Source organism: Amycolatopsis sp. Hca4, assembly GCF_013364075.1.
Lineage (GTDB): Bacteria > Actinomycetota > Actinomycetes > Mycobacteriales > Pseudonocardiaceae > Amycolatopsis.
Window position 1 is genome coordinate 9,613,332 of sequence record NZ_CP054925.1, and the last position, 21,371, is coordinate 9,634,702.

The following is a 21,371-nucleotide window of genomic DNA, read 5'->3' on the forward strand; positions in this document are numbered from 1 at the left end:
CGTGGCGACGACGACCCTAGCGCCGATCTTTCCCGTTCGTAAGAGTCAATCTTCGTCGGCACATCTTCGCCGCCCGGCGCGGTTTCCGGTCAATTCCCCACAGTTCCGCCGGGGTTATCGAAAAATGTCGAAGAATCGGCCGTTTGCCACACTGTGGCGACGCCTTTGCGAACCGGTTCGACGGCCGTCGTCGCGGCCGTGTAAGTTTCAGATAATGCTGTCATGCAACGACTTACCAGGTAGATTCCGGCCGTGTCGGTGCTATCGTGACGACCCGATGAGGCGAACCGATTCGACGCCGAGGGACGCCTCCCGCTCCCCACCCGAGAGGACACCGATGTCCAGCTCGCCGCACCAGGTCCGGAACCGGCCGTTCGCTCTGCTCGCCGTCCTGCTCGCCGTTCTGGCCGGCGTTCTGGTGCCCGCGCACCGGGCGAACGCGGCGGCGAACACGTTCACCCTCGGCGCCACGCGGACCGACACCGCGGGCCGTCCGCTGCAGCTGCACGGCCTCGGCATCGTCCAGGTGGGCGCCACCTACTACGGCTTCGGCGAGGACAAAACCGGCCAGACCACCGCGAACACCGCGTTCCAGGACATCCCCTGCTACACCTCGACCGACCTGGCGAACTGGACCCACCAGGGCATCGCCCTGGCGAAGCAGGGGAGTGGCGACCTCGGCCCCAACCGCATCGTCGAACGGCCCAAGGTCCTCTACAACGCCACCACCCGGACGTACGTGATGTACCTGCACATCGACAACACCGGCTACTCCGACCAGCGGGTCGGGGTGGCGACCAGCGCGACGCCGTGCGGCCCGTACAGCTACCGGGGGAGTTTCCAGCCGCTGGGCAACCAGAGCCGTGACATCGGGCTGTTCCAGGACACCGACGGGACCGCCTACCTGCTCAGCGAAAACGCCGGCCGGAGCCTGCGCATCTACCGGCTGTCCGCCGACTACACGTCGGTGGCGAGCGCGGTGGCGACGCTGCCGAACTACGAGTCCCCGGCCGTGGTCAAGGTCGGCGCGACGTACTACCTGCTGGCGTCCCACCTGACCGGCTGGGCCACCAACGACAACGTGTACGCGACCGCGACGTCGCTCGCCGGCCCCTGGTCGCCGTTCCGGAACTTCGCGGCGCCGGGCACCAACACCTACAACAGCCAGACCGCGAACATCATCACCGTCCGGGGCGCTTCGGCGACCACCTACGTCTACGCCGGCGATCGCTGGACGGGCAACGCCATGGGTACCTCGCCGCTGATCTGGCTGCCGCTGACCATCCGCGGCACGACGGTCAACCTCGGCCAGTACCCGAGCTGGAACCTCGACGCCGACGCGGGGACGTGGTCGGCGAACTCGGGGCTGCCGAGCGAAACCACGCACGTGCTGAAGAACTCCGGGAGTTCCCAGGTGCTCGACGCGTCCGGCGCCTCCACCGCGGCGGGCGGCAAGGTCATCCAGTGGCCCGCGCACGGCGGGGCCAACCAGCAGTGGCGCCTGACGAGGCAGGCCGACAACGTCTTCACGGTGGTCAACGTCAACAGCGGCCTGTGCCTCGACGTGCCGGACGGGTCCGCCGCGAGCGGGGTCCAGCTGCAGCAGTGGACCTGCACCGGCGGGGCCGGTCAGCAGTGGGCGGCGGACCTGGTGGGCAGCCTCACCGGCAACCAGTACGTGCTGGTGAACGTCACCAGCGGTCTCACCGTCGGGGTGTCCGGATCGGCGAACGGGGCGCCGGTGGTGCAGGCAGGCGGAACCGGTGCGGCGAACCAGGTGTGGGCGATCTCCTGAGGTGCCCCGGTGACTGATTGTTCACGCTCACATCACCGGCTGCACCGTTGTTGACCCGCGGTGGCGCGCTGTCTACTGTGGACCACTCGTCGAGGGTCCGGGAGGTGCGGTGCGCGCACGCGCGGTGGTCGTGCCGGTCCTGGCGCTGGTCGCGGTCGTGGCGGCCGTCGTCGTCGTGGTCGCGACCCGCGGTGACGGCACGCCCCCGGCCGAGGCGGCGGCCAGGGCGGAGGCCGCTCCCGCGATCGGGACGTCCGTGACCACCCCGCCGCCGGTGCGCACGCCGTCGCCCACACCTTCGCCTTCGCCGACTACTGCTGCGTCCTCCCGTGCCGCGCCCCCGGCGGCCGCGCCGCTCGCCGGCCGGATCAAGCCGGGCGTTGCCCATTCCGGCGTGGCCACCTTCTACGACTCCGACGGCAGTGGCGCGTGCGGGTACGACGCGAGCCCGGATCCGTTGACCGCGGCGATGAACGAGGCCGACTTCGAGGGCTCGCAGGCGTGCGGCGCCTACGTCCAGGTCCAGGCAGCCGGCGGTGCGAGCGTGACGGTGCGGATCACCAACCTGTGCCCGGCGCCGTGCCGGGTGGGGCAGCTGGATCTGGACCCCCGGGCGTTCGACCGGCTCGGGGCGCGCGACCGGGGCGAAATCCCGGTCACCTGGAAGCTGGTGAGCCCGCCGTCGGTGCCGCCGATGGCACTGCGCCACAAGGACGGCTCATCGCAGTACTGGTGCGGGATCCAGGTGATCGGCCACCGCAACCCGGTGGCCCGCTTGGAGGTCCGCGCGGGCGGCAGCTGGAAACGGTTGCCGCGCACGGACTACAACTACTTCCTGTCGGAAAACGGTGCCGGGTGCGGCGAAGCCGTCGCGATCACCGACGTCTACGGCGAACGCCTGGTCGTCGACCCGCTGCCGGTCGAGCCGGGTGTCAGGCAGCCGGTGCCGGTGCAGTTCGCCCGGCACTGATCACTCGTCCTCCTCGCCGATCGCCGAGAGGAAGGCCGCGAGGTCGTCGGTGAACCGCAGCAGCAGGTCGTAGAACGTCCGGCGGTCCGACGGCGACCAGCCGCCCAGCGCGTCCCCGAACCAGCCGAGCAGGGTGGTGACGTACCGGTCGGCGATCTCGGTGCCGTCGGGGGTCAGCGCGACCAGCCGGGCGCGCCGGTCGTCGGGATCGGGGAGGCCGGACACGAGCCGCCGCCGTTCGAGCACGTGCAGGTGGCGCGTGACGTGCGGGCCCGCGACCTGCATCCGGTCCGCGATCTCCCCGACGCGCATCGGCTTGCCGGTCATGTGCAGCGACAGGATGATCGACAGCCCGGGCCGGTCGAGGTCGGCTCCGATCCGCTTCATCGCCCGCTCGACGAGGCCGCTGCGGTTCATCAGGGTGCCCAGCTGCAGGAGCCGCGGCAGCACGGCACGCAGGTCGGTCCCGTCGGCGGCGTCTGTGTCGCCCATCACACCTCTTAGATAGCTAACTTAGGTATATAGTTGGCCCGGTCGGGGGTTGGCCGAGCGCATTGTCGCACCTGGCAATCGGATACCTAACTTAGCTATAGGAGTCGTCATGAAGCGAGTCTTGATTTCCGGCGCCAGCATCGCCGGGCCGGCGTTGGCGTTCTGGCTGCGGCGGGCCGGGTTCGCGGTCACCCTCGTCGAGAAGGCACCCGCGCTCCGGGTCGGCGGCTACCCCATCGACATCCGCGGCACCGCACTGACCGCCGTCGAGCGGATGGGGATCCTGCCTGCCCTGCAGGACCTGCACATCTCGACGCGGCGGCTGACGTTCCTCGACGGCGACGGCGGCGAAATCGTGGCACTGGCCCCGGAAGCGGTCGTCGGCGGCATCGGCGGCGAAGACCTCGAGATCCGCCGCGGCGACCTGATCCGGACGCTGTACGACCTGGTCCGCGACGACGTCGAGGTCCGGTTCGACGACACGGTGGAAACCCTCACCGATGCCGCCGAAGGGGTCGACGTCACCTTCCGCAGCGGCCACCGGGACCGCTACGACCTGGTGATCGGCGCCGACGGCCTGCACTCCCGGACCCGCGAACTCGTCTTCGGTGAGGAGGCACCGTTCCACCACTACCTCGGTTACTGCTTCGCGGGGTTCACCATGCCCAACGACTTCGGGCTGTACCGCGAGGGGGTCTCGTGGAGCAAGCCGGGCAAGGGGGCGGCGCTGTATGCGGTTCTCGACAGCGAAAAGGTCCACGGCTTCCTGGTGTCCGCCCGGCCGGAGCCGCCGTTCGAGGCGTTCCGCAACCCGGAAGCCCAGCGCGAGTTGATCGCCCGCACCTTCGAAGGCGACGGCTGGGAAATCCCGCGCCTGGTCGCGGCGATGCGCGCGGCCGACGACCTGTTCTTCGACGTGATCAGCCAGATCCGCATGCCGTCCTGGTCATCCGGCCGGGTGGCGCTCATCGGCGACGCGGCGCACGCGCCATCGTTCCTGACCGGCCAGGGCACGAGCCTGGCGCTGGTGGGTGCGTACGTGCTCGGCCACGCACTGGCCACGAACCCGGACCACACGGCGGCTTTCGCGGCTTACGAGGAAAGGTTCCGCGGGTTCGCCGAGGCCAACCAGGCGCTGGTGACCGAGGGGCAGGCCACGCTGTTCCCGACGACCGCCGAAGCGCTCGAGCAACGCAACGCGGCACTGCGGCAGTTCACCGAAGTCCCGCGCGAGCCGAAGCCGGAGCACTCGGCGCTCGTCCTGCCGGAGTTCCCGGTCGCAGTGCGCTGATCGGGAACTCCGGCAGGGGCCGGGTCAGGCCGGGATGAGCAGGATCGGGTAAGTCCGCGGGACCACGCACAACGCGGTCGTGGCGAACATCGCGAGCGAGCTGCCGATGCACCTCTCCGCCGGAATGCTTTCCGTCTGGGCCGAGGCGGTGGCCGCCGTGCCGAGCAGGACTCCGGTCGTCATTGCCAGCGCACCGAGCGCGGCCGTGATCCGTCGCATGGTGATCCTCCTGTCGTGGAGCCGGTTTCCGATGGCCGGAGGCTGCCCCGGATTCGGGGCGGCCGAACGGTCCGGCGGCCGATCGCACCGGTCCGGGTGTCACCCACACCGGACCCCGACGCCCGCGGCCGGGTGGCCGGACGGCCCGGAAAGCACCAGTACGCTGAGGCGAATGAGCACGGTATCCACCCCGGAGCAGTCGATGGTCGAAACCCGGCACCAGACCCGGTTGCTGACCCTGCTCCGGGACGACGGCCCGATGTCGCGGGTCGAGCTGGGGGAGCGGCTGGAGCTGCCGCGCGCCCGGGTGGGCGCCGAGGTGGCCCGGCTCGCCGAGGTCGGGCTCGTCGAGGCCGCGGGGCCGTCGGCCAGCCGGGGCGGACGGCGGTCGACCCTGGTCCGGCTCGCCGGGGAACTGCGGGTGCTCGCGGTGGACGTCGGCGCGACCTCGGTCGGCGTCGCGGTCACCGACGCGTCCTGCGAAGTGCTGGCCCACGCGGTCGAAGACTGCGACGTCCGGCAGGGGCCGCACCCGGTGCTGCGGCGGGTCGCCGAGCTTGCGGCGAAGGTCCGGGAAGAGGCACCCGGCCGGCTCATCGCCGCCGGCATCGGGCTGCCCGGGCCGGTCAGCTTCGCCGAAGGGATGGCGGTCGCGCCGCCGATCATGCCCGGCTGGGACCGGTTCAACGTGCGCGACCACCTCGGCGGGCTGTGGGGCTGCCCGGTCGCGGTGGACAACGACGTCAACGCGATGGCCCTCGGCGAGCGGCACGCCGGGGTCGCGCGCTCGACCGACGACCTGATGTTCGTCAAGATCGGCACCGGGATCGGCTGCGGGATCGTGCTCGGCGGCAAGGTCTACCGCGGGGTCGCCGGCACGGCGGGCGACATCGGGCACATCCGGCTCGACGACTTCGGCCCGACCTGCGCGTGCGGCGAGGTCGGCTGCCTGGAGGCCTACTTCGGCGGGGCCGCGCTGGCCCGCGACGGGCTGGCGCTGGCCCGCAGCGGACGCTCGGCGTTCCTGGCCGAGGCGGCCGCCGAACGCGGCGCGGTCACCGCCCGTGACGTCGGCCGGGCCGCCGCGGCGGGCGACTCCGGTGCGGTCAACCTCATCCGCGACGGCGGACGGCGGCTCGGCCAGGTCATCGCCTCGCTGGTCTGCTTCATCAACCCGGGCATGGTGGTGATCGGCGGCGGGGTGGCCCAGCTCGGGCACCAGCTGCTGGCCGAGGTGCGCAGCGCGGTGTACCGGCGCTCGCTGCCGCTGGCCACCGGGAACCTCCCGATCGTGCTGTCCGAGCTGGGCGAGACGGCGGGTGTCATCGGGGCCGCGTGGTCGGCCACGGACCGGGCCTTCACGCTCAGCAGCTGAGCCCTTCGCTGACAGAGCGTTGCTGAACGCGTCCACTGTGTAACGTCAAAACTAGACAGACTTTCGTACGTTGAGAGCGAAAGTCTGTCTAGTTTCGCACGTCTATCCGGGTGAAAACCCGACTAAACACCCCGACATCACCTTGACGAGTGATGCCAGTCACCCTACTTTCGCTGCCTGAGCGACAAAGTGCGTTCAGTAGCCAGCGCAAGATGGGGGCACCGTGGCCGTCACCGGAACGAGGCGCGCCGACTCGGCGAGCCCGCGTACGGCGAACCTGGCCGCGGTCCTGCGGGCGCTGCGCACCGGCCCGCTCTCGCGCACGCAGCTGGCCGCCCGCTGCGGGCTCGCCAGGTCCGCGGTGCCCGGCCTGCTCGCCGAGCTCACCGGGCGCGGCCTGGTCCGCCCCGCCGGTGTCCGGCCGGGCAACGGGCGGCCGAGCCGGCTGGTCGAGCTGCACGGCGAAGACGCCTACGCGCTCGGTCTGAGCGTCGAAGCCGACCGGCTGTCGGCGCTGGTCACCGATCTGTCGGGCCGGGTGCTGGACGAGGCCACCGAGGCCGTCGACGTCGCCGCGCTCGGGCTGCAGACAGGCATGGACGGGCTCGCCGAGCTGGCCGGGGCCGTCCTGCCCGGGCCACCGGTCGGGATCGCGGTCTCGGTACCCGGCCTGGTCGATTCGGCCGCCGCGGTGCTGCGGTTCGCGCCCGCGCTGCGCTGGCGGGACGCGGAGATCGCCGGGCTGCTGGCGGCCCGGCTGGACGTCCCGGCCGCCGCCATCGCCGTGGACAACGACGCCAACCTCGGCGCACTCGCCGAAGCGATCGCCGGCACCGGCGACGACCTGTTCTACCTGGGTGGCGGAACGGCCGTCGGCGGCGGGCTCGTCTCCGGCGGCACGATCCTGCGGGGCGCGCGCGGCTTCGCGGGCGAGGTCGGGCACATCGCCGTCGACCCCTCCGGTGGCCGGTGTCCCTGCGGCCGGACGGGCTGCCTGGAGACCAAGGCGAACCTGGCCGCGCTGCTGCGCGCGGCCGCGGCGCCGGGCGACCCCCTGCACGATCCCGCTCCCGGCGTCGAAGGCCGCGTCGCCCGGCTCACCGACCGCATCAGGCTGGGCGACCAGCGCGCGGCCACCGCGGTGCACGAACTCGGCGTCGCGCTCGGCATCGCCTTGTCCACTGTGGTCGACGTGCTCGACCCGGACGTCGTCGTGCTCGGGGGCTACTTCGCGGCACTGGGGGAGTGGCTGGTCGAACCGGTCCGCGTCGAACTCGCCGCCCGGCCGCTGGGCCAGGCGCGGGTGGTGGCGTCCGGGCTCGGCCTGCGGGCGCCGCTGCGCGGGGCCGCGCACCTGGCCGCCGAGCGGCTGTTCGCGAACCCGACGCTCGCCGAGGAGGTCATGGTATGAGCCTGCTTTCCGTGCGCGGGATCGTGAAGACGTTCCCGGGCGTCCGCGCCCTCGACGGCGTCGACCTCGACGTCGAGCCCGGCGAGGTGCACTGCCTGCTCGGCCAGAACGGCGCCGGGAAGTCGACGCTGATCAAGGTCCTCTCCGGCGCGCACCAGCCCGACACCGGAGAGATCACCTGGCAGGGCGAACCGGTGACGCTCGGTTCGCCGGTCGACGCCCTGCGCCTCGGCATCGCCACCATGTACCAGGAACTCGACCTCGTCCCCGGGCTTTCGTTGGCGGACAACATCTTCCTCGGCCACGAACGCGCCCGCTTCGGCTTCACGCGGATCTCCCAGGCCCGCGCCGAAGCCGCCCGCCTGATGGCCCGGCTCGGCCACCCGGACATCCGGCCGTCGACCGAGGTCGGCAAGCTGTCGGCCGCCGGGCAGCAGCTGGTCTCGATGGCCCGCGCCCTGGCCCACGACGCCCGGCTGCTCGTGATGGACGAGCCCACCGCCGCGCTGGCCGGCGAGGAGGTCGACAACCTCTTCCGGATCGTCGGGGAGCTGACCGCCGACGGCGTCGCGGTCGTCTACATCTCCCACCGCCTGGAGGAACTGCGCCGGATCGGGCACCGCGTGACCGTGCTCAAGGACGGCCGGACCGTCGGCACCGGCCTCGACGCCCGCACCACGCCGACCGCCGACCTGGTCGCGCTGATGGCCGGCCGCAAGGTGGAGACGGTCTTCGGCCCGCGCCACGACGGCCACGCCAGGCCGGAGACCGCGCTCGCCGTCGAAAACCTCACCCGCCACGGCGAGTTCGAGGACGTCAGCTTCACCGTCCACGCCGGGGAGGTCGTCGGCGTCGCCGGCCTGGTCGGCTCGGGCCGCAGCGAGCTGCTGGAGACGATCTTCGGCGCGCGCAAGCCCGACCGGGGAACCATTGCCGTCCAGGACAAACCGCTCGGCCCCGGCGTCCAGGCCGCCGTGAAGGCAGGCATAGGCCTCGCTCCGGAAGAACGCAAGAGCCAGGGCCTGCTGCTGGACCTGCCCGTGGTGCACAACGTGACGCTGGCCAGCCTCGGCCGCTACGCGAAGCTCGGCTTCACCGAACGCGCCAAGGAACTGGACGACGCCGGCGCGAGCCTGCGCCGCCTCGACCTGCGGCCCGCCGACCCCCGGCGGATCGTCCGCACGCTGTCCGGCGGCAACCAGCAGAAGGCCGTGCTCGCGCGGTGGCTGGTCCGCGGGTGCCGGGTGCTGCTGCTCGACGAGCCGACGCGCGGCGTCGACGTCGGGGCCCGCGCCGAGCTGTACCGGCTGATCGACGAGCTGGCCGCGACCGGCGTGGCGATCGTGCTGGTGTCCAGCGAAATCCCCGAGGTGCTCGGGCTGTCCGACCGGGTGCTGGTGCTGCGCGAGGGCCGTGTCCTCGCCGACCGGCGCTCGGCCGGGCTGACCGAGGCCGAGGTGCTCGACGTGATTCTCGAGGGGAGCGCGGCATGACCGAAACCCAGGCACCGCCCCAGGAAGCGCTGCCCGCCGAACGGAAGCGGTTCGCCTTCTCCGCCGACCCGCGGCTGCTCGGCCTGGCCGGGGTGCTCGTCGTCCTCTGCCTGGTCGGCCAGCTCACCCGGCCCGAGCTGTTCTTCACCGAAAGCAACATCTCGACGATCCTGCGGCTGGCCGCGGCGATCGGCGTGGTGAGCGTCGGGATGACGTTCGTGATCATCAGCGGCGGCATCGACCTGTCCGTCGGCTCGATGGTCGGCCTGGCCGGCGTCTGGCTCACGACGCTGGCGACCCAGTCGTACGGCCCGTGGGTGATGGTCCTCTGTGGACTCGCGGTCGGTCTCGGCTGCGGCCTGGTCAACGGCGTGCTCGTCGCCTACGGCAAGGTCGTGCCGTTCATCGCCACGCTGGCGATGTACGTCTCGGCACGCGGGCTCGCCGAGCGGATCAGCGGCCGGCGCACCCAGGTCGTCGCCGACCAGGACTTCCTCGCCTTCTTCCGGGGGAGCTTCCTCGGCGTCCCCACGCTGATCTGGCTGTTCGCGCTGGTCTTCGCGGTCGGCTGGGTCCTGCTCAACCGCACCACGTTCGGCCGGCGGACGTACGCGGTCGGCGGCAACGCCGAGGCGTCACGGCTGGCCGGCATCAACGTCAAGCGCCACCTCGCGCTCGTCTACGGCGTGGCCGGGCTGTGCTGCGGGATCGCCGCGCTGATGGTCGTCGCGCGGACGACCGCGGGCGCGTCGACCAACGGCATGTTCTACGAACTCGACGCGATCGCGGCGGTGGTCATCGGCGGCACGCTGCTGACCGGTGGCCGCGGCTCGCTCATCGGCACGCTCGTCGGTGTGCTGATCTTCACGGTGCTGTCGAACATCTTCACGCTGAACAACCTGGACACCGACATCCAGAACATCGCCAAGGGCGTGATCATCGTCCTCGCCGTGCTCCTGCAGTTCCGCGCCCGCAAGTCCAAGACCTAGTCACCCAGGAGGCCGTCATGCCCGAACAACCCTTCCTCGGCCGCCGGGGATTCCTGCTGGGCGGGGCCGCGGTCGGCGCCGGTGCGCTGCTGGCCGGCTGCACGTCGAACACGCCCGCGAACTCGGAGTCGAACGCACCGGTCGCCAACGCGGGCAACAACGCCCAGCCGGGCAAGCCGATCACCATCGGCTTCTCCGCCCCGGCCGCCGACCACGGCTGGATCGCCGCGATCACCAAGAACGCCAAGGCCCAGGCGCAGAAGTTCAGCGAAGTGAAGTTCAACGCCACCGAGGGCACCAACGACGTCAACCAGCAGATCTCCCAGGTGGAGACGCTGATCAACGCCAAGGTCGACGTCCTGGTGATCCTGCCCTTCGACGGCAAGGCGCTGACCGCGGTCGGCCAGCAGGCGATGGACGCCGGCATCCCGGTGATCAACCTCGACCGCGTCTTCGACACGCCGCTGGCGTACAGAACGTGGATCGGCGGCGACAACTACCGGATGGGCGTCAACGCGGGCAACTACATCGCCGCGGAGCTCAAGAAGAAGAACGTCGCCAACCCGGTCATCGGCGAGGTCGCCGGCATCGACTCGCTGCCGCTGACCCAGGAACGCAGCAAGGGCTTCAAGGACGCGCTGGGGCGCGCCGGGTTCAAGGTGGGCCCGCGGGTGTCGGCGCAGTTCACGTCGGAGTCGGGCGAGCAGCAGACCGCGAACCTGCTGCAGGGCGCGCCCAAGCTGGACGCGCTGTGGAACCACGACGACGACCAGGGCATCGGCGTCAACGCGGCGATCGACACCGCGGGCCGCAAGGAGTTCATCATGGTCGGCGGCGCCGGCTCGAAGAACATGATGAACCTGATCAAAGCCGACTCCTCGCCGATCAAGGCGACCGTGCTCTACAGCCCGTCGATGGCCTCGACGGCGGTCGCGCTCGCGCGGCTGCTCGGCCAGGGCAAGGGGATCGGCGACCTGGCCGAGCACGACATCCCGGCCGAGATCACCACCTACTCGGCGGTCGTGACCAAGGAGAACGTCGACCAGTACCTCGACGTCGGCTTCGACTCCTGACCGGACTTTCCGCCAGAACGCAAGGAGGGGCATGAGCCGGGAAACCATCGGGATCGGCATGGTCGGGCACGCGTTCATGGGTGCGGTGCATTCGCACGCCTGGCGCAGCGTCCACCGGTTCTTCGACCCGCCGCTGGTGCCGCGGCTCGCCGTGCTCGGCGGCCGGGACGAAGCCAGAACCCGGGACGCCGCCGCCAAGTTCGGCTGGGAGGACGTCGAGACCGACTGGCGGAAGCTCGTCGCCCGGGACGACGTCGGCCTGGTCGACGTCTGCACCCCGGGCGACAGCCACGCCGAGATCGCGATCGCCGCGCTGGAGGCCGGGAAGCACGTGCTGTGCGAGAAGCCACTGGCGAACTCGGTCGCCGAGGCCGAGGCGATGGCCGAGGCGGCGCGGCGGGCCCGTGACCGCGGGGTGCGGGCCATGGTCGCCTTCAACTACCGCCGGGTGCCCGCGCTCGCCCACGCCAGGAACCTGGTGGCGAGCGGGGCACTCGGCGAGATCCGGCACGTGCGGTCGGTGTACCTGCAGGACTGGCTGTCCGATCCGCAGGCGCCGATGACCTGGCGGCTCCGGCGCGAAAGTGCCGGCTCGGGCGCGCTCGGCGACCTCGGGGCGCACATCGTCGACGCCGCCCAGTTCGTCACCGGCGAGGTGATCACCGGCGTCTCGGCGCTGACGAACACGTTCGTGAAGCAGCGGCCGTCCGAGACCGGCGGCACGGACGACGTCACGGTCGACGACACGGCGTTGTTCCTGGCGCGGCTGTCCGGGGGCGCGGTGGCGACCTTCGAAGCGACCCGGTTCGCCCTGGGCCGCAAGAACGCCATGCGACTGGAGATCAACGGGTCGAAGGCGAGCCTGGCCTTCGACTTCGAGTCCATGAACGAGCTCCAGTGGTACGAGGGCAGCGGCACCGAGGCCGGTTTCCGCCGCATCCTCGTCACCGAGCCGCAGCACCCGTACGTCGGCGCGTGGTGGCCGCCGGGGCACCTGCTCGGCTACGAGCACACGTTCACCCACGAGGTCGCCGACCTCCTGGACGCCATCGGCGCGGGTACCGACCCCGCACCGAGCTTCGACGACGGCCTGCGCGTCCAGCGGGTGCTGGACGCCGTCGAGAAGAGCGCGGCCGCGGAAGCGAACTGGACACCGGTGGAGGAGAAATGAGCCGTCCCGTCACGTTGTTCACCGGCCAGTGGGCCGACCTGCCGTTCACCGAGGTCTGCAAGCTCGCCTCGGACTGGGGTTACGACGGGCTGGAGATCGCCTGCTCGGGCGACCACTTCGAGGTCGACCGCGCACTGTCCGAAGAGGACTACGTGCCCGGGCGGCTGCGGCTGCTCGCCGAGCACGGCCTCAAGGTGTGGGCGATCTCGAACCACCTCGTCGGGCAGGCCGTCTGCGACGACCCGATCGACCACCGGCACCAGGCCATCCTGCCCTCCCGCATCTGGGGCGACGGCGACGCCGAGGGCGTCCGGCAGCGGGCGGCGGCCGAGATGGCCGACACCGCGCGGGCCGCGGCGAAACTCGGCGTGGACACCGTCATCGGCTTCACCGGGTCGAAGACCTGGAAGTACGTGGCGATGTTCCCGCCGGTCTCGCGCGCTGACATCGATGACGGCTACGCGGACTTCGCCCGCCGCTGGCACCCGATCCTGGACGTCTTCGACGAGGTCGGCGTCCGGTTCGCGCACGAGGTCCACCCGTCGGAGATCGCCTACGACTACTGGACGACCCAGCGCGCCCTGGAGGCCGTCGACCACCGGCCGGCGTTCGGGCTGAACTGGGACCCGTCCCACTTCGTCTGGCAGGACCTCGACCCGGTCGGGTTCATCCTCGACTTCGCCGACCGGATCTACCACGTCGACTGCAAGGACACCCGCAAGCGCATCGACGGCCGCAACGGACGGCTCGGCTCGCACCTGGCCTGGGCGGACCCGCGCCGCGGCTGGGACTTCGTGTCCGTCGGCCACGGCGACGTCCCGTGGGAGGACTGCTTCCGGGCGCTGAACTCGATCGGCTACGCCGGCCCGATCTCGGTGGAGTGGGAAGACGCCGGGATGGACCGGCTCCGGGGCGCGGCGGAGGCGGTGAAGTACGTCCGCGAGCACCTGTTCGACAAGCCGTCGGCGGCATTCGACGCGGCTTTCAGCAACCAGAAATGAGGGAGTTCCATGTGCGGTGACCGGCCAGATCACTACTCCCGACGATCATTCCTGAACGTGGCGACAGCGGCTCTCACGGTGGGCGCGGCGACAATCGCGTTGCCCGGCATCGCGGACGCCTCCCCGGCTCGCCGCCGCGTGCCGCTCGACAAGATCAGCATCCAGCTCTACTCCCTGCGTTCGCTGCTCCAGAACGACCCCGAAGGCACGCTGTCCGCGCTGGCCGACATCGGCTACCGCAAGGTCGAGCTGGCTGGCACGTACGGCCGCAGCGCCGCCGAGTTCCGCGCCATCCTCGACCGCAACCACATCGAGGCCTCCTCGTCACACGTCGGTATCGACGGCGACCTGAACCAGGCGATCGCCGACGCGAAGGTCCTCGGCAACCGCTCCGTCGTGGTGCCCTACGCGAACTTCGGCACGATCGCCGAGTGGGAGGCCTTCGCGGGCCGCATGAACACCGCCGCGGTCGCCTTCAAGAAGGCCGGGCTGAAGCTCGGCTACCACAACCACGACCACGAGTTCGCCCCGATCGGCGAGGTGGTCCCGTACGACGTGCTCACCGCGAAGACGGACAAGCGGCTCGTGCACCTGGAGATCGACCTGTTCTGGGCGGTCAACGGCGGCGCGGACCCGGTCGAGCTGTTCCGCCGCAACCACCCGCGCGTGACGCAGTACCACGTCAAGGACCGGACGGTGGACGGGCAGATGGTCGACCCCGGCGCGGGGGTCATCGACTTCCCGCGCATCTTCGCCGCGTCCTGCCACACCATCGGCGAGTACATCGTCGAGCACGACCAGCCCGCCGACCCGCTGCACACCGCGAAGGTCGGCTTCGAATACCTCCGCACCGTCCGGTTCTGAGAGCCCCGGGGGACTCGACATGCGAGTATCACGTCGGTCGATGCTGGCCGGAACCGCCGCGGGCGTGCTCGCGCCCGCCGTCGGGGCGGCCGATGCGGCCTTCGCCGCGGGCCTGACCCGCCAGCTCACCATCTACGCCGAAGCCCTGCCCGGTGGCCTCTACGGCTACGGCCTCGAACCCGGCAAGGCCACCATCCCGGGGCCGCTGCTGGAGATCTACGAGGGCGACACCCTCGAGATCGAACTGGTCAACCGGACCGACAAGCGGCTCTCCATCCACCCGCACGGCGTCACCTACGACACCGCGTCGGACGGCGCCCCGCTCAACGCGTCCTTCAACAACCCGGGCGAAACGCGCACCTACACCTGGCGCACGCGGGCCCGGTACGACGCGGGCGGCGGCTTCTGGATGCCGGGCAGCGCCGGCTACTGGCACTACCACGACCACGCGATGGGCACCGACCACGGCACCGCCGGCCTCGCGCGCGGGCTCTACGGCGGGCTGATCGTGCGCAAGCGCGGTGACCTGCTGCCGAGCAGGCAGTACACCGTCGTGTTCAACGAGATGATGATCAACCACGCGATGGCGCCGGACACGCCGATCTTCGAGGCCCGCCTCGGCGAGCGCGTCGAGTGGGTCTGCATCGGGTACGGCAGCCTGCCGCACACGTTCCACCTGCACGGGCACCGCTGGGCGGATACCCGCACCGGCATGCTCGGCAGCGCCGCTGACAACGTTGCCATCGTGGACAACAAGAACCTCGACCCCGGCAGTTCGTTCGGGTTCCAGGTGCTGGCCGGCGAAGGCGCCGGGCCCGGGGCGTGGATGTACCACTGCCACGTCCAGACCCACTCCGACGGCGGCATGGTGGGTCTCTTCCTGGTCCGCAACCCCGACGGCAGCCTGCCCGAGGGCGCGCAGGACGCGATCGACCGGTTCAAGGAGCACGGCCACACCGGGCACGACATGAACCCCGATTCCCGTACGCACGCAGGAGGGGCGCTATGAAAAGACGTTGGTTCGGCAGGCGCGGCGCGGTCGTGCTCGCCCTCGGCTCGGTCCTGGCGGCCGGCGCGCCGCTGCTGGCCATGCCGGTGGCCCAGGCCGCGCCCGCGGCGAACGTCCCGGTGAACGTCCTGCTCTTCCACGGCGCACCGGGCGGCCAGCAGGACCCGGTCGTCCGCGCCTCGGACGCGATCGCCCGGCTGGGCGCGGACAACGGCATCACGGTGACGGCGTCGTCGGATCCCGCCGTGTTCAGCGCCGCCAACCTGGCCCGCTACCGCGGAATCGTGTTCCTGTCCGCGCAGGGCGTGACGCTCAGCCGGGACCAGGAAGGCGCGCTGCAGGCCTACATGAAGGCCGGCGGCGGGTTCCTCGGCATCTCCGACGCCGCCCGCGCGCAGGACTCCTCGACCTGGTTCACCGGGCTGATCGGCGCCCGCCCGGTCGGCGCCCGGCCCACCCCCGAAGCCGTGGCCGCGGTGACCGCGAGCGGGGAGAACCCGCCCAACGAAACCAAGGAGAAACTGGCCGACAACAACGAAAACACCAAGTGGCTGACGTTCGCCACCACCGGCTGGGCCGCCTACAAGATGGCCACGCCGGTCGCCGTCAGCAGCTACTCGCTGACCTCGGCGAACGACTACCCGGGCCGGAACCCGAAGAACTGGACCCTGCAGGGCTCCGCGGACGGCAGCACCTGGACCGACCTGGACACGCGGGCGAACGAGACGTTCACCGACCCGTTCCAGACCCGGACGTTCACCTTCACCAACACCACGGTGTACCCGAACTACCGGCTGAACATCACCGCGAACGCCGGTGAGCCGATCATCCAGCTCGCCGACCTCAAGCTGTTCAAGGACACCTCGACCACCCCGCCGCCGCCGGAATCCCCGCCGCAGCAGGCCGTCGTCGACGTCCTCGACGCCCGGCACCCGGCCACCAAGGGGCTGCCGCAGAACTGGACGCGCACCGACCGCTGGCTCAACTGGGAGACCAACCCGGTCGGCACCGTCCACACCGTCGCGCAGGTCGAGGAGAAGGGCTACACGCCGGGGGTCGGGGCGAACGGGCCGTTCCACCCGATCTCGTGGTGCCGTGACTACGACGGCGGCCGGTCCTTCTACACGGGCATGGGCCGCACCGAGGCGTCCTACGGCGAAGACCGGTTCCGCGACCACCTGCTCGGCGCGCTGCGCTGGACCACCGGGATGGTGCGGGGCGACTGCCGGGCCGGGATCGCCGCGAACTACAAGATCGAGCGCCTCACCGGGAAGAACGCGGCCGGGCAGCTCGACCAGATCGGCGAGCCGCACGGGCTGACCATCGCCCCGGACGGCAAGGTGTTCTACATCGGCAAGGCCGCCTGCCCGACCGGGCCGGTCGTGAGCTGGGACGACCCGAACGTCGGCCTCGGCTGCGGCACCATCCACCAGTGGGACCCGGCCACCAGGAAGGTCAAGCTGCTCACCACCCTGCGGGTGATGGGCAACCGCGGCAGCGGCGACGAGCTGGTCAAGAACGAAGAAGGCCTGCTCGGGATGGTGCTGGACCCGAAGTTCACCGAGAACGGCTGGTTCTACGCCTACTGGATGCCGCACGAGTCGATCGACCGCGACAAGCGGACCGGCAAGCGCACGATCTCGCGGTTCACCTACAACGCGGCCACGCAGACGATCGACCAGGCCACCCGCAAGGACCTGCTGTCCTGGGACGTGCAGATCCACAGCTGCTGCCACGCCGGCGGCGGGATGGCGTTCGACAAGGACGGCAACCTCTACGTCGGGTCCGGGGACAACAACTCCTCGGGCGGCTCGAACGGCTACTCCGGCAACAACTGGACGCTCGAGTACAAGGGCCTGTCGTTCCAGGACGCGCGCCGCACGGCGGGCAACACGAACGACTACGGCGGCAAGATCCTGCGCATCCACCCGGAGGCCGACGGGACGTACACCATCCCGGCGGGCAACCTCTTCCCGAACGGGCCGTCGGACAAGACCCGCCCGGAGATCTACGTGATGGGCGTGCGCAACATCTCGCGGCTGCAGGTCGACCCGGTGCACAACTGGCTGACCGCGGGCTGGGTCGGCCCGGACGCGCCGTCGCCGAGCCCCGAGCTCGGGCCGGCGAAGTACGAGACGGCCACGATCATCACCGAGGCGGGCAACCACGGCTGGCCGTACTGCATGGGCAACCGGCAGCCCTACCGCGACCGCAGCAGCACCAACGCGGCCGAGCTGACCGGCTGGTACGACTGCGACAACCCGGTCAACACCTCGCCGCGCAACACCGGCCTGGTGAACCTGCCGCCGATCAAGGACAACATGATCTGGTACTCGCCGGACGGCGGCGGGCCGGTCTTCCCGAAGCGGCCGGGCTCGGCCATCCCGACGTACAACGCGGCGGACGCCACCTACACCCAGCCGTACCTGCGGGGCGGCGGCCAGGCGATCATGTCCGGGCCGACCTACCACCGCTCGCTGGTCAACACGAACAGCGGCGTCGCGTGGCCGGAGTACTGGGACAACAAGTGGTTCATCGGCGACGAGGCCAACGCGCAGAACCGGGTCGCGGTGACCGTCGACCCGGCCGGGGTGCCCACGCACCAGCCGCCGGTGTTCGCCGAGACGTTCCGGCAGATCATCCCCGGCGGGTCCGGCGACACCCGGGTGCAGAGCTGGATGGACGCCAAGTTCGGGCCGGACGGCGCGCTGTACGTCCTGGACTACGGCAACGGCTTCTTCTCGCTGGACGCCAACCAGAAGCTGCTGAAGATCAGCTACACCGGCGGCGCGCCGACGCCCGCTCCGGCGGCGTCGTCGACGATGGTGCAGAACAAGGCGCTGACCGCGGCGTTCACCGGGTCGAAGTCCGGCGGCGTGTCCTACCGGTGGGAGTTCGGCGACGGCTCGGTGTCCACCCAGGCCGACCCGCGGCACACCTACCCGCGCACCGGGCTCTACACCGCCAAGCTGACCGTGACCTACGCGGACGGTGAAGCGGTGACGACCCGGACGTCGGTGAACGTCGGCTGCGCGGTGGCCGATCCGAGTCCGGTGGTGACCTTGGGCGACAGCATCACGAAGGTGGTCAACCGCAACGCCGGCGGCGGCTGCACGGTCGACGACTTCATCGACGACGAAGGCGTGTGGACCACGCACGCGGCGTTCGTCAACCACGTCGAGCAGGCCACCGAGACGCTGTCGGACCTCGGGGTGCTGAGCGACGCCGAGGTCGCCGAGCTGACCGCGGCGGCCGACGCGTCGCCGATCGGGAAGCCGGGCACGACCGGGTACGAGGCGCTGTTCGACGGCACGGCCGCGTCGCTGCGGGCGTGGGAGCAGGCACCATCGGGTCAGTTCACGCTGCAACCCGACGGGTCGATCCGCTCGGCGGGCGGGCTGGGCATGCTCTGGTACAGCCAGCGGCAGTTCGGCAACTTCTCGGTGAAGGTGCAGTTCCGGGACATCGCCCCGGACGGGTTCCGGGCCAACAGCGGCGTGTTCGTCCGGTTCCCGGACCCGCGCACCCCGACGGCCCAGCGGCCGCCGGGCAGCTGCGGCACGGTCGGCTCGGCGGCGACGTCGCAGGCCTGGGTGGCCATCTACTGCGGCCACGAAATCCAGATCTACGACGGCGACACCGGTGAGCCGCAGAAGACCGGGTCGGTCTACAACTTCGACCCGCGCCCGCTCGACCAGGCGGGGGCGCGGCCGAAGGGGACGTGGAACGAGTACGAGATCAAGGTCGTCGGACAGCACTACACGATGATCCGCAACGGCGTGGTGATCAACGAGTTCGACAACACGCCCGGGCAGCAGTCGTCGCGCGCGGGTGACCCGCCGACCGACCTGCGGCAGTTCGTCAGCGGGTTCATCGGGCTGCAGAACCACAGCGACAACGACCTGATCGAGTTCCGCAACATCCGGGTGCGGCAGCTGTAGCGCGATGGGGGCCGGGTTCCCGCCCGGCCCCCATCCTTCCCAGGAAGGGTTCTCCCGCGATGTCCCCACGACTGATCGCCCTGCTGCTGACGGCTTTCCTCGCGGTGCTGGTGCCGGCCACGCCCGCGGCGGCGGCGCCGGTCCAGACGCTGACCTGGACCGGGAACAACAGCACCACCGAGTACGCGTCCGCGCCCACCGGCGCTCGGCCCGGCGAGACCACCATCGTCTTCGAGAACAGCGAAGCCACCGGCAACACCACCGGGATGTCGCACACCCTGACGTTCGACACGACGACGCCGGGCTACAACCACGACGTGTCGCTGAACATCCTGGCCAACCCGTTCGACGCGCAGGACGGCCGCCACGAGGCCGTCGTGACGCTGACACCCGGCAAGTACCGGTACTACTGCACCATTCCCGGGCACACGGCGATGGTGGGGGAGTTCGTCGTCTCCGACGGCACCGGGGACACCACTCCGCCGGTCGTGACCGCTTCGGTGACGGGAGAGCGTGACTCGTCCGGGAACTACGTCGGGTCCGCCACGGTGTCCCTTTCGGCGACCGACGCGGGTTCCGGCGTGGCTTCGGTGGAGTACCAGCTCGACGGCGGCAGCTGGACGGCCTACCCGGCGCCGGTGGTGGTTTCCGCCGCGGGGACGCACATGCTCCACTACCGCGCCCGTGACGTCGCCGGGAACCAGTCGGAGGAGGGGATGGCACACTTCACGGTCGTCGCCCGGCCGGGTGACACGACCGCGCCGTCGGTGAGCGCCGCGATCACCGGCACCCAGGACACGGCGGGCAACTACCTCGACGTCGCGACGGCCCGGATCACGGCCACGGACGCGGGTTCCGGCGTGGCTTCGGTGGAGTACCAGCTGGACGGCGGCGCCTGGACGGCCTACACGGCTCCGGTCGCGGTGACCGCGGCGGGCGCGCACATGCTGCACTACCGGGCCACGGACGTCGCGGGCAATGTGTCGCCGGAGGGCATGGCCCACTTCACCGTGGTCCGGAGCGACACGACGGCACCCGTGGTGTCGGCTTCGGTGGCCGGCACGCAGGACGGCGACGGCAACTACGTCGGCAAGGCGACGGTCACGGTGACGGCGTCGGACGCGGGTTCCGGGGTGGCCCTGGTGCAGTACAAAGTGGACGGTGGTACGTGGACCGCCTACGCGGCGCCGGTTCCGGTGTCGTCCGCCGGGCCGCACACGGTGGGCTACCGCGCCCGTGACGTCGCCGGCAACGCCTCGGCGGAGGGATCCGTGGCGTTCACCGTGGTCGCCGGCGGGGACACCACGGCGCCGTCGGTGGCGCTCCAGGTCACCGGGAAGCAGGACGGCGGCTGGAACTACGTGGGCTCGGCGACCGTGACGGTGACCGCCGCGGACGCGGAGTCCGGAGTGGGTTTCGTCGAGTACAAAGTGGATGGTGCGGCGTGGACCCGTTACGCGGCCCCGGTGGTGGTGACGGCGCTGGGTGCGCACACGGTGCGGGCCAGGGCCACCGATGTCGCCGGGAACGTCTCGGCGGAACTGCCGGGGTCGTTCACGGTGGTCGCGGCCCCGCCGCCGCCGGACGCCTGCCCGGTCTCGGACACCCGGGAGACGGTGGTGATCGGCGGGATCGACAGCCAGGTGGCGAACGTCGACACCGGCAACGGCTGCACGATCAACGACGTCATCGACGAGACCGCGGAGTACGCGTCGCACGACCGGTTCGTGAAGCACGTGAAGGCGGTGACGCAGGAGCTGGTGGCCAACGGGGTGTTGTCCACGGGCGACCGCAACCGCATCGTGACGGCGGCCATCGAGTCGGGCGTCGGCGGTGGCGGTTTGGCGACGGCGGACGGGGGTAAGCGGAAGGCTTCAGCTCGCGCCTAGGGAAAAGAGTGACGGATGCCCGCGTTGACCCGCGTTCTCGGAGCGGTGACCGCCGCGTACAGCGCCACGATCATCGCCGCGCCGCGCGTGCTGGCGAAACCGTGCGGCCTGACGACCCCGGCCGGCGGCGTCACCGCGGGCGTCCGCACCCTGATCGCGGGCATCGGCGCCCGCGACGCGGCGATCGGGCTGGCGATGCTGTTCGCCCCGGAGGGCAGGCCGCTCAAGGTGGCACTGGCCGCCCGGGTCGCCTCCGACGCGGCGGACGCGGTGGTGTTCGGGACAGGCCTGCCGGACCGTTCGGCGCGGACGAAGGTGGCGGCGTTCGCGGTCGGGTGGGCGGCGCTGTGCGCGGCGTCGGGGCTGGTGCGGTGACACGAGCGCGAAC

At 71.0% G+C, this 21,371-nt stretch carries 17 protein-coding genes; 15 read left to right on the forward strand and 2 right to left on the reverse strand.

Going from position 1 to position 21,371, the window contains the following annotated elements:
• Positions 1 to 337 precede the first annotated feature (337 nt).
• Both HUT10_RS43695 and HUT10_RS43700 read left to right on the forward strand, forming a co-directional pair.
• The gene (locus tag HUT10_RS43695) at positions 338 to 1,795 is read left to right on the forward strand and encodes an RICIN domain-containing protein (protein ID WP_176176578.1); all 1,458 of its coding nucleotides are present in this window, start codon (positions 338 to 340) and stop codon (positions 1,793 to 1,795) included.
• A 109-nt stretch (positions 1,796 to 1,904) separates the two neighbouring features.
• On the forward strand, positions 1,905 to 2,765 hold the full coding sequence (locus HUT10_RS43700; RefSeq protein WP_176176579.1) for an expansin EXLX1 family cellulose-binding protein: 861 nt from the start codon (positions 1,905 to 1,907) through the stop codon (positions 2,763 to 2,765).
• Here the strand turns inward: HUT10_RS43700 and HUT10_RS43705 are convergent, their stop codons facing one another.
• On the reverse strand, positions 2,766 to 3,257 hold the full coding sequence (locus tag HUT10_RS43705; RefSeq protein ID WP_176176580.1) for a MarR family winged helix-turn-helix transcriptional regulator: 492 nt from the start codon (positions 3,255 to 3,257) through the stop codon (positions 2,766 to 2,768).
• Positions 3,258 to 3,366: 109 nt separating this feature from the next.
• Here HUT10_RS43705 and HUT10_RS43710 point away from each other — a divergent pair, with 109 nt between their 5' ends.
• Entirely contained in the window at positions 3,367 to 4,548 is a 1,182-nt protein-coding gene (locus HUT10_RS43710) for an FAD-dependent monooxygenase (protein ID WP_176176581.1), read from the forward strand.
• Between the two features lie 24 nt (positions 4,549 to 4,572).
• Here HUT10_RS43710 and HUT10_RS43715 read toward each other — a convergent pair whose 3' ends face one another.
• The gene (locus tag HUT10_RS43715; RefSeq protein WP_176176582.1) at positions 4,573 to 4,767 is read right to left on the reverse strand and encodes a hypothetical protein; all 195 of its coding nucleotides are present in this window, start codon (positions 4,765 to 4,767) and stop codon (positions 4,573 to 4,575) included.
• Between the two features lie 172 nt (positions 4,768 to 4,939).
• On the opposite strand from HUT10_RS43715, the gene HUT10_RS43720 reads away from it, so the two are divergent.
• The 12 genes from HUT10_RS43720 to HUT10_RS43775 all read left to right on the forward strand — a co-directional run bounded on the left by HUT10_RS43720 (position 4,940) and on the right by HUT10_RS43775 (position 21,358).
• The gene (locus tag HUT10_RS43720; protein WP_254897279.1) at positions 4,940 to 6,142 is read left to right on the forward strand and encodes an ROK family transcriptional regulator; all 1,203 of its coding nucleotides are present in this window, start codon (positions 4,940 to 4,942) and stop codon (positions 6,140 to 6,142) included.
• 223 nt (positions 6,143 to 6,365) lie between these two features.
• A complete protein-coding gene (locus tag HUT10_RS43725; RefSeq protein WP_176176583.1) occupies positions 6,366 to 7,553 on the forward strand; it encodes an ROK family transcriptional regulator in 1,188 nt (395 codons plus the stop codon).
• Entirely contained in the window at positions 7,550 to 9,046 is a 1,497-nt protein-coding gene (locus tag HUT10_RS43730) for a sugar ABC transporter ATP-binding protein (protein WP_176176584.1), read from the forward strand. Before HUT10_RS43725 ends, HUT10_RS43730 begins: the two co-directional genes overlap by 4 nt.
• A complete protein-coding gene (locus HUT10_RS43735; RefSeq protein ID WP_176176585.1) occupies positions 9,043 to 10,035 on the forward strand; it encodes an ABC transporter permease in 993 nt (330 codons plus the stop codon). The genes HUT10_RS43730 and HUT10_RS43735 overlap by 4 nt, the downstream gene beginning before the upstream one ends.
• A 17-nt stretch (positions 10,036 to 10,052) precedes the next feature.
• Positions 10,053 to 11,108, forward strand: coding sequence for a substrate-binding domain-containing protein (locus HUT10_RS43740; protein WP_176176586.1), 1,056 nt, complete (start codon positions 10,053 to 10,055; stop codon positions 11,106 to 11,108).
• A 31-nt stretch (positions 11,109 to 11,139) separates the two neighbouring features.
• Positions 11,140 to 12,279, forward strand: a complete 1,140-nt coding sequence (locus HUT10_RS43745; RefSeq protein ID WP_176176587.1) for a Gfo/Idh/MocA family protein — start codon at positions 11,140 to 11,142, stop codon at positions 12,277 to 12,279.
• Positions 12,276 to 13,280, forward strand: a complete 1,005-nt coding sequence (locus HUT10_RS43750; RefSeq protein ID WP_176176588.1) for a sugar phosphate isomerase/epimerase — start codon at positions 12,276 to 12,278, stop codon at positions 13,278 to 13,280. Before HUT10_RS43745 ends, HUT10_RS43750 begins: the two co-directional genes overlap by 4 nt.
• Before the next feature lie 9 nt (positions 13,281 to 13,289).
• Entirely contained in the window at positions 13,290 to 14,144 is an 855-nt protein-coding gene (locus tag HUT10_RS43755) for a sugar phosphate isomerase/epimerase (RefSeq protein WP_176176589.1), read from the forward strand.
• A 19-nt stretch (positions 14,145 to 14,163) separates the two neighbouring features.
• Positions 14,164 to 15,153 (forward strand): multicopper oxidase domain-containing protein, encoded by a 990-nt coding sequence (locus HUT10_RS43760; protein WP_254897280.1) that lies wholly within the window; start codon positions 14,164 to 14,166, stop codon positions 15,151 to 15,153.
• The gene (locus HUT10_RS43765) at positions 15,150 to 19,094 is read left to right on the forward strand and encodes a ThuA domain-containing protein (RefSeq protein ID WP_176176590.1); all 3,945 of its coding nucleotides are present in this window, start codon (positions 15,150 to 15,152) and stop codon (positions 19,092 to 19,094) included. Before HUT10_RS43760 ends, HUT10_RS43765 begins: the two co-directional genes overlap by 4 nt.
• Before the next feature lie 59 nt (positions 19,095 to 19,153).
• Positions 19,154 to 20,983 carry a copper-binding protein gene (locus tag HUT10_RS43770; protein ID WP_176176591.1) on the forward strand — a complete coding sequence of 610 codons (1,830 nt, stop codon included), beginning with the start codon at positions 19,154 to 19,156 and terminating at the stop codon, positions 20,981 to 20,983.
• Positions 20,984 to 20,998: 15 nt separating this feature from the next.
• Positions 20,999 to 21,358, forward strand: a complete 360-nt coding sequence (locus tag HUT10_RS43775; protein ID WP_176176592.1) for a hypothetical protein — start codon at positions 20,999 to 21,001, stop codon at positions 21,356 to 21,358.
• Positions 21,359 to 21,371: the final 13 nt, after the last annotated feature.

Coding starts and splice junctions, on each gene's coding strand:
- HUT10_RS43695 (WP_176176578.1), top strand. CDS start 338: ATGTCCAGCTCGCCGCACCAGGTCCGGAACCGGCCGTTCGCTCTGCTC.
- HUT10_RS43705 (WP_176176580.1), bottom strand. CDS start 3,257: ATGGGCGACACAGACGCCGCCGACGGGACCGACCTGCGTGCCGTGCTG.
- HUT10_RS43710 (WP_176176581.1), top strand. CDS start 3,367: ATGAAGCGAGTCTTGATTTCCGGCGCCAGCATCGCCGGGCCGGCGTTG.
- HUT10_RS43715 (WP_176176582.1), bottom strand. CDS start 4,767: ATGCGACGGATCACGGCCGCGCTCGGTGCGCTGGCAATGACGACCGGA.
- HUT10_RS43720 (WP_254897279.1), top strand. CDS start 4,940: ATGAGCACGGTATCCACCCCGGAGCAGTCGATGGTCGAAACCCGGCAC.
- HUT10_RS43730 (WP_176176584.1), top strand. CDS start 7,550: ATGAGCCTGCTTTCCGTGCGCGGGATCGTGAAGACGTTCCCGGGCGTC.
- HUT10_RS43735 (WP_176176585.1), top strand. CDS start 9,043: ATGACCGAAACCCAGGCACCGCCCCAGGAAGCGCTGCCCGCCGAACGG.
- HUT10_RS43740 (WP_176176586.1), top strand. CDS start 10,053: ATGCCCGAACAACCCTTCCTCGGCCGCCGGGGATTCCTGCTGGGCGGG.
- HUT10_RS43745 (WP_176176587.1), top strand. CDS start 11,140: ATGAGCCGGGAAACCATCGGGATCGGCATGGTCGGGCACGCGTTCATG.
- HUT10_RS43750 (WP_176176588.1), top strand. CDS start 12,276: ATGAGCCGTCCCGTCACGTTGTTCACCGGCCAGTGGGCCGACCTGCCG.
- HUT10_RS43755 (WP_176176589.1), top strand. CDS start 13,290: ATGTGCGGTGACCGGCCAGATCACTACTCCCGACGATCATTCCTGAAC.
- HUT10_RS43760 (WP_254897280.1), top strand. CDS start 14,164: ATGCGAGTATCACGTCGGTCGATGCTGGCCGGAACCGCCGCGGGCGTG.
- HUT10_RS43765 (WP_176176590.1), top strand. CDS start 15,150: ATGAAAAGACGTTGGTTCGGCAGGCGCGGCGCGGTCGTGCTCGCCCTC.
- HUT10_RS43770 (WP_176176591.1), top strand. CDS start 19,154: ATGTCCCCACGACTGATCGCCCTGCTGCTGACGGCTTTCCTCGCGGTG.
- HUT10_RS43775 (WP_176176592.1), top strand. CDS start 20,999: ATGCCCGCGTTGACCCGCGTTCTCGGAGCGGTGACCGCCGCGTACAGC.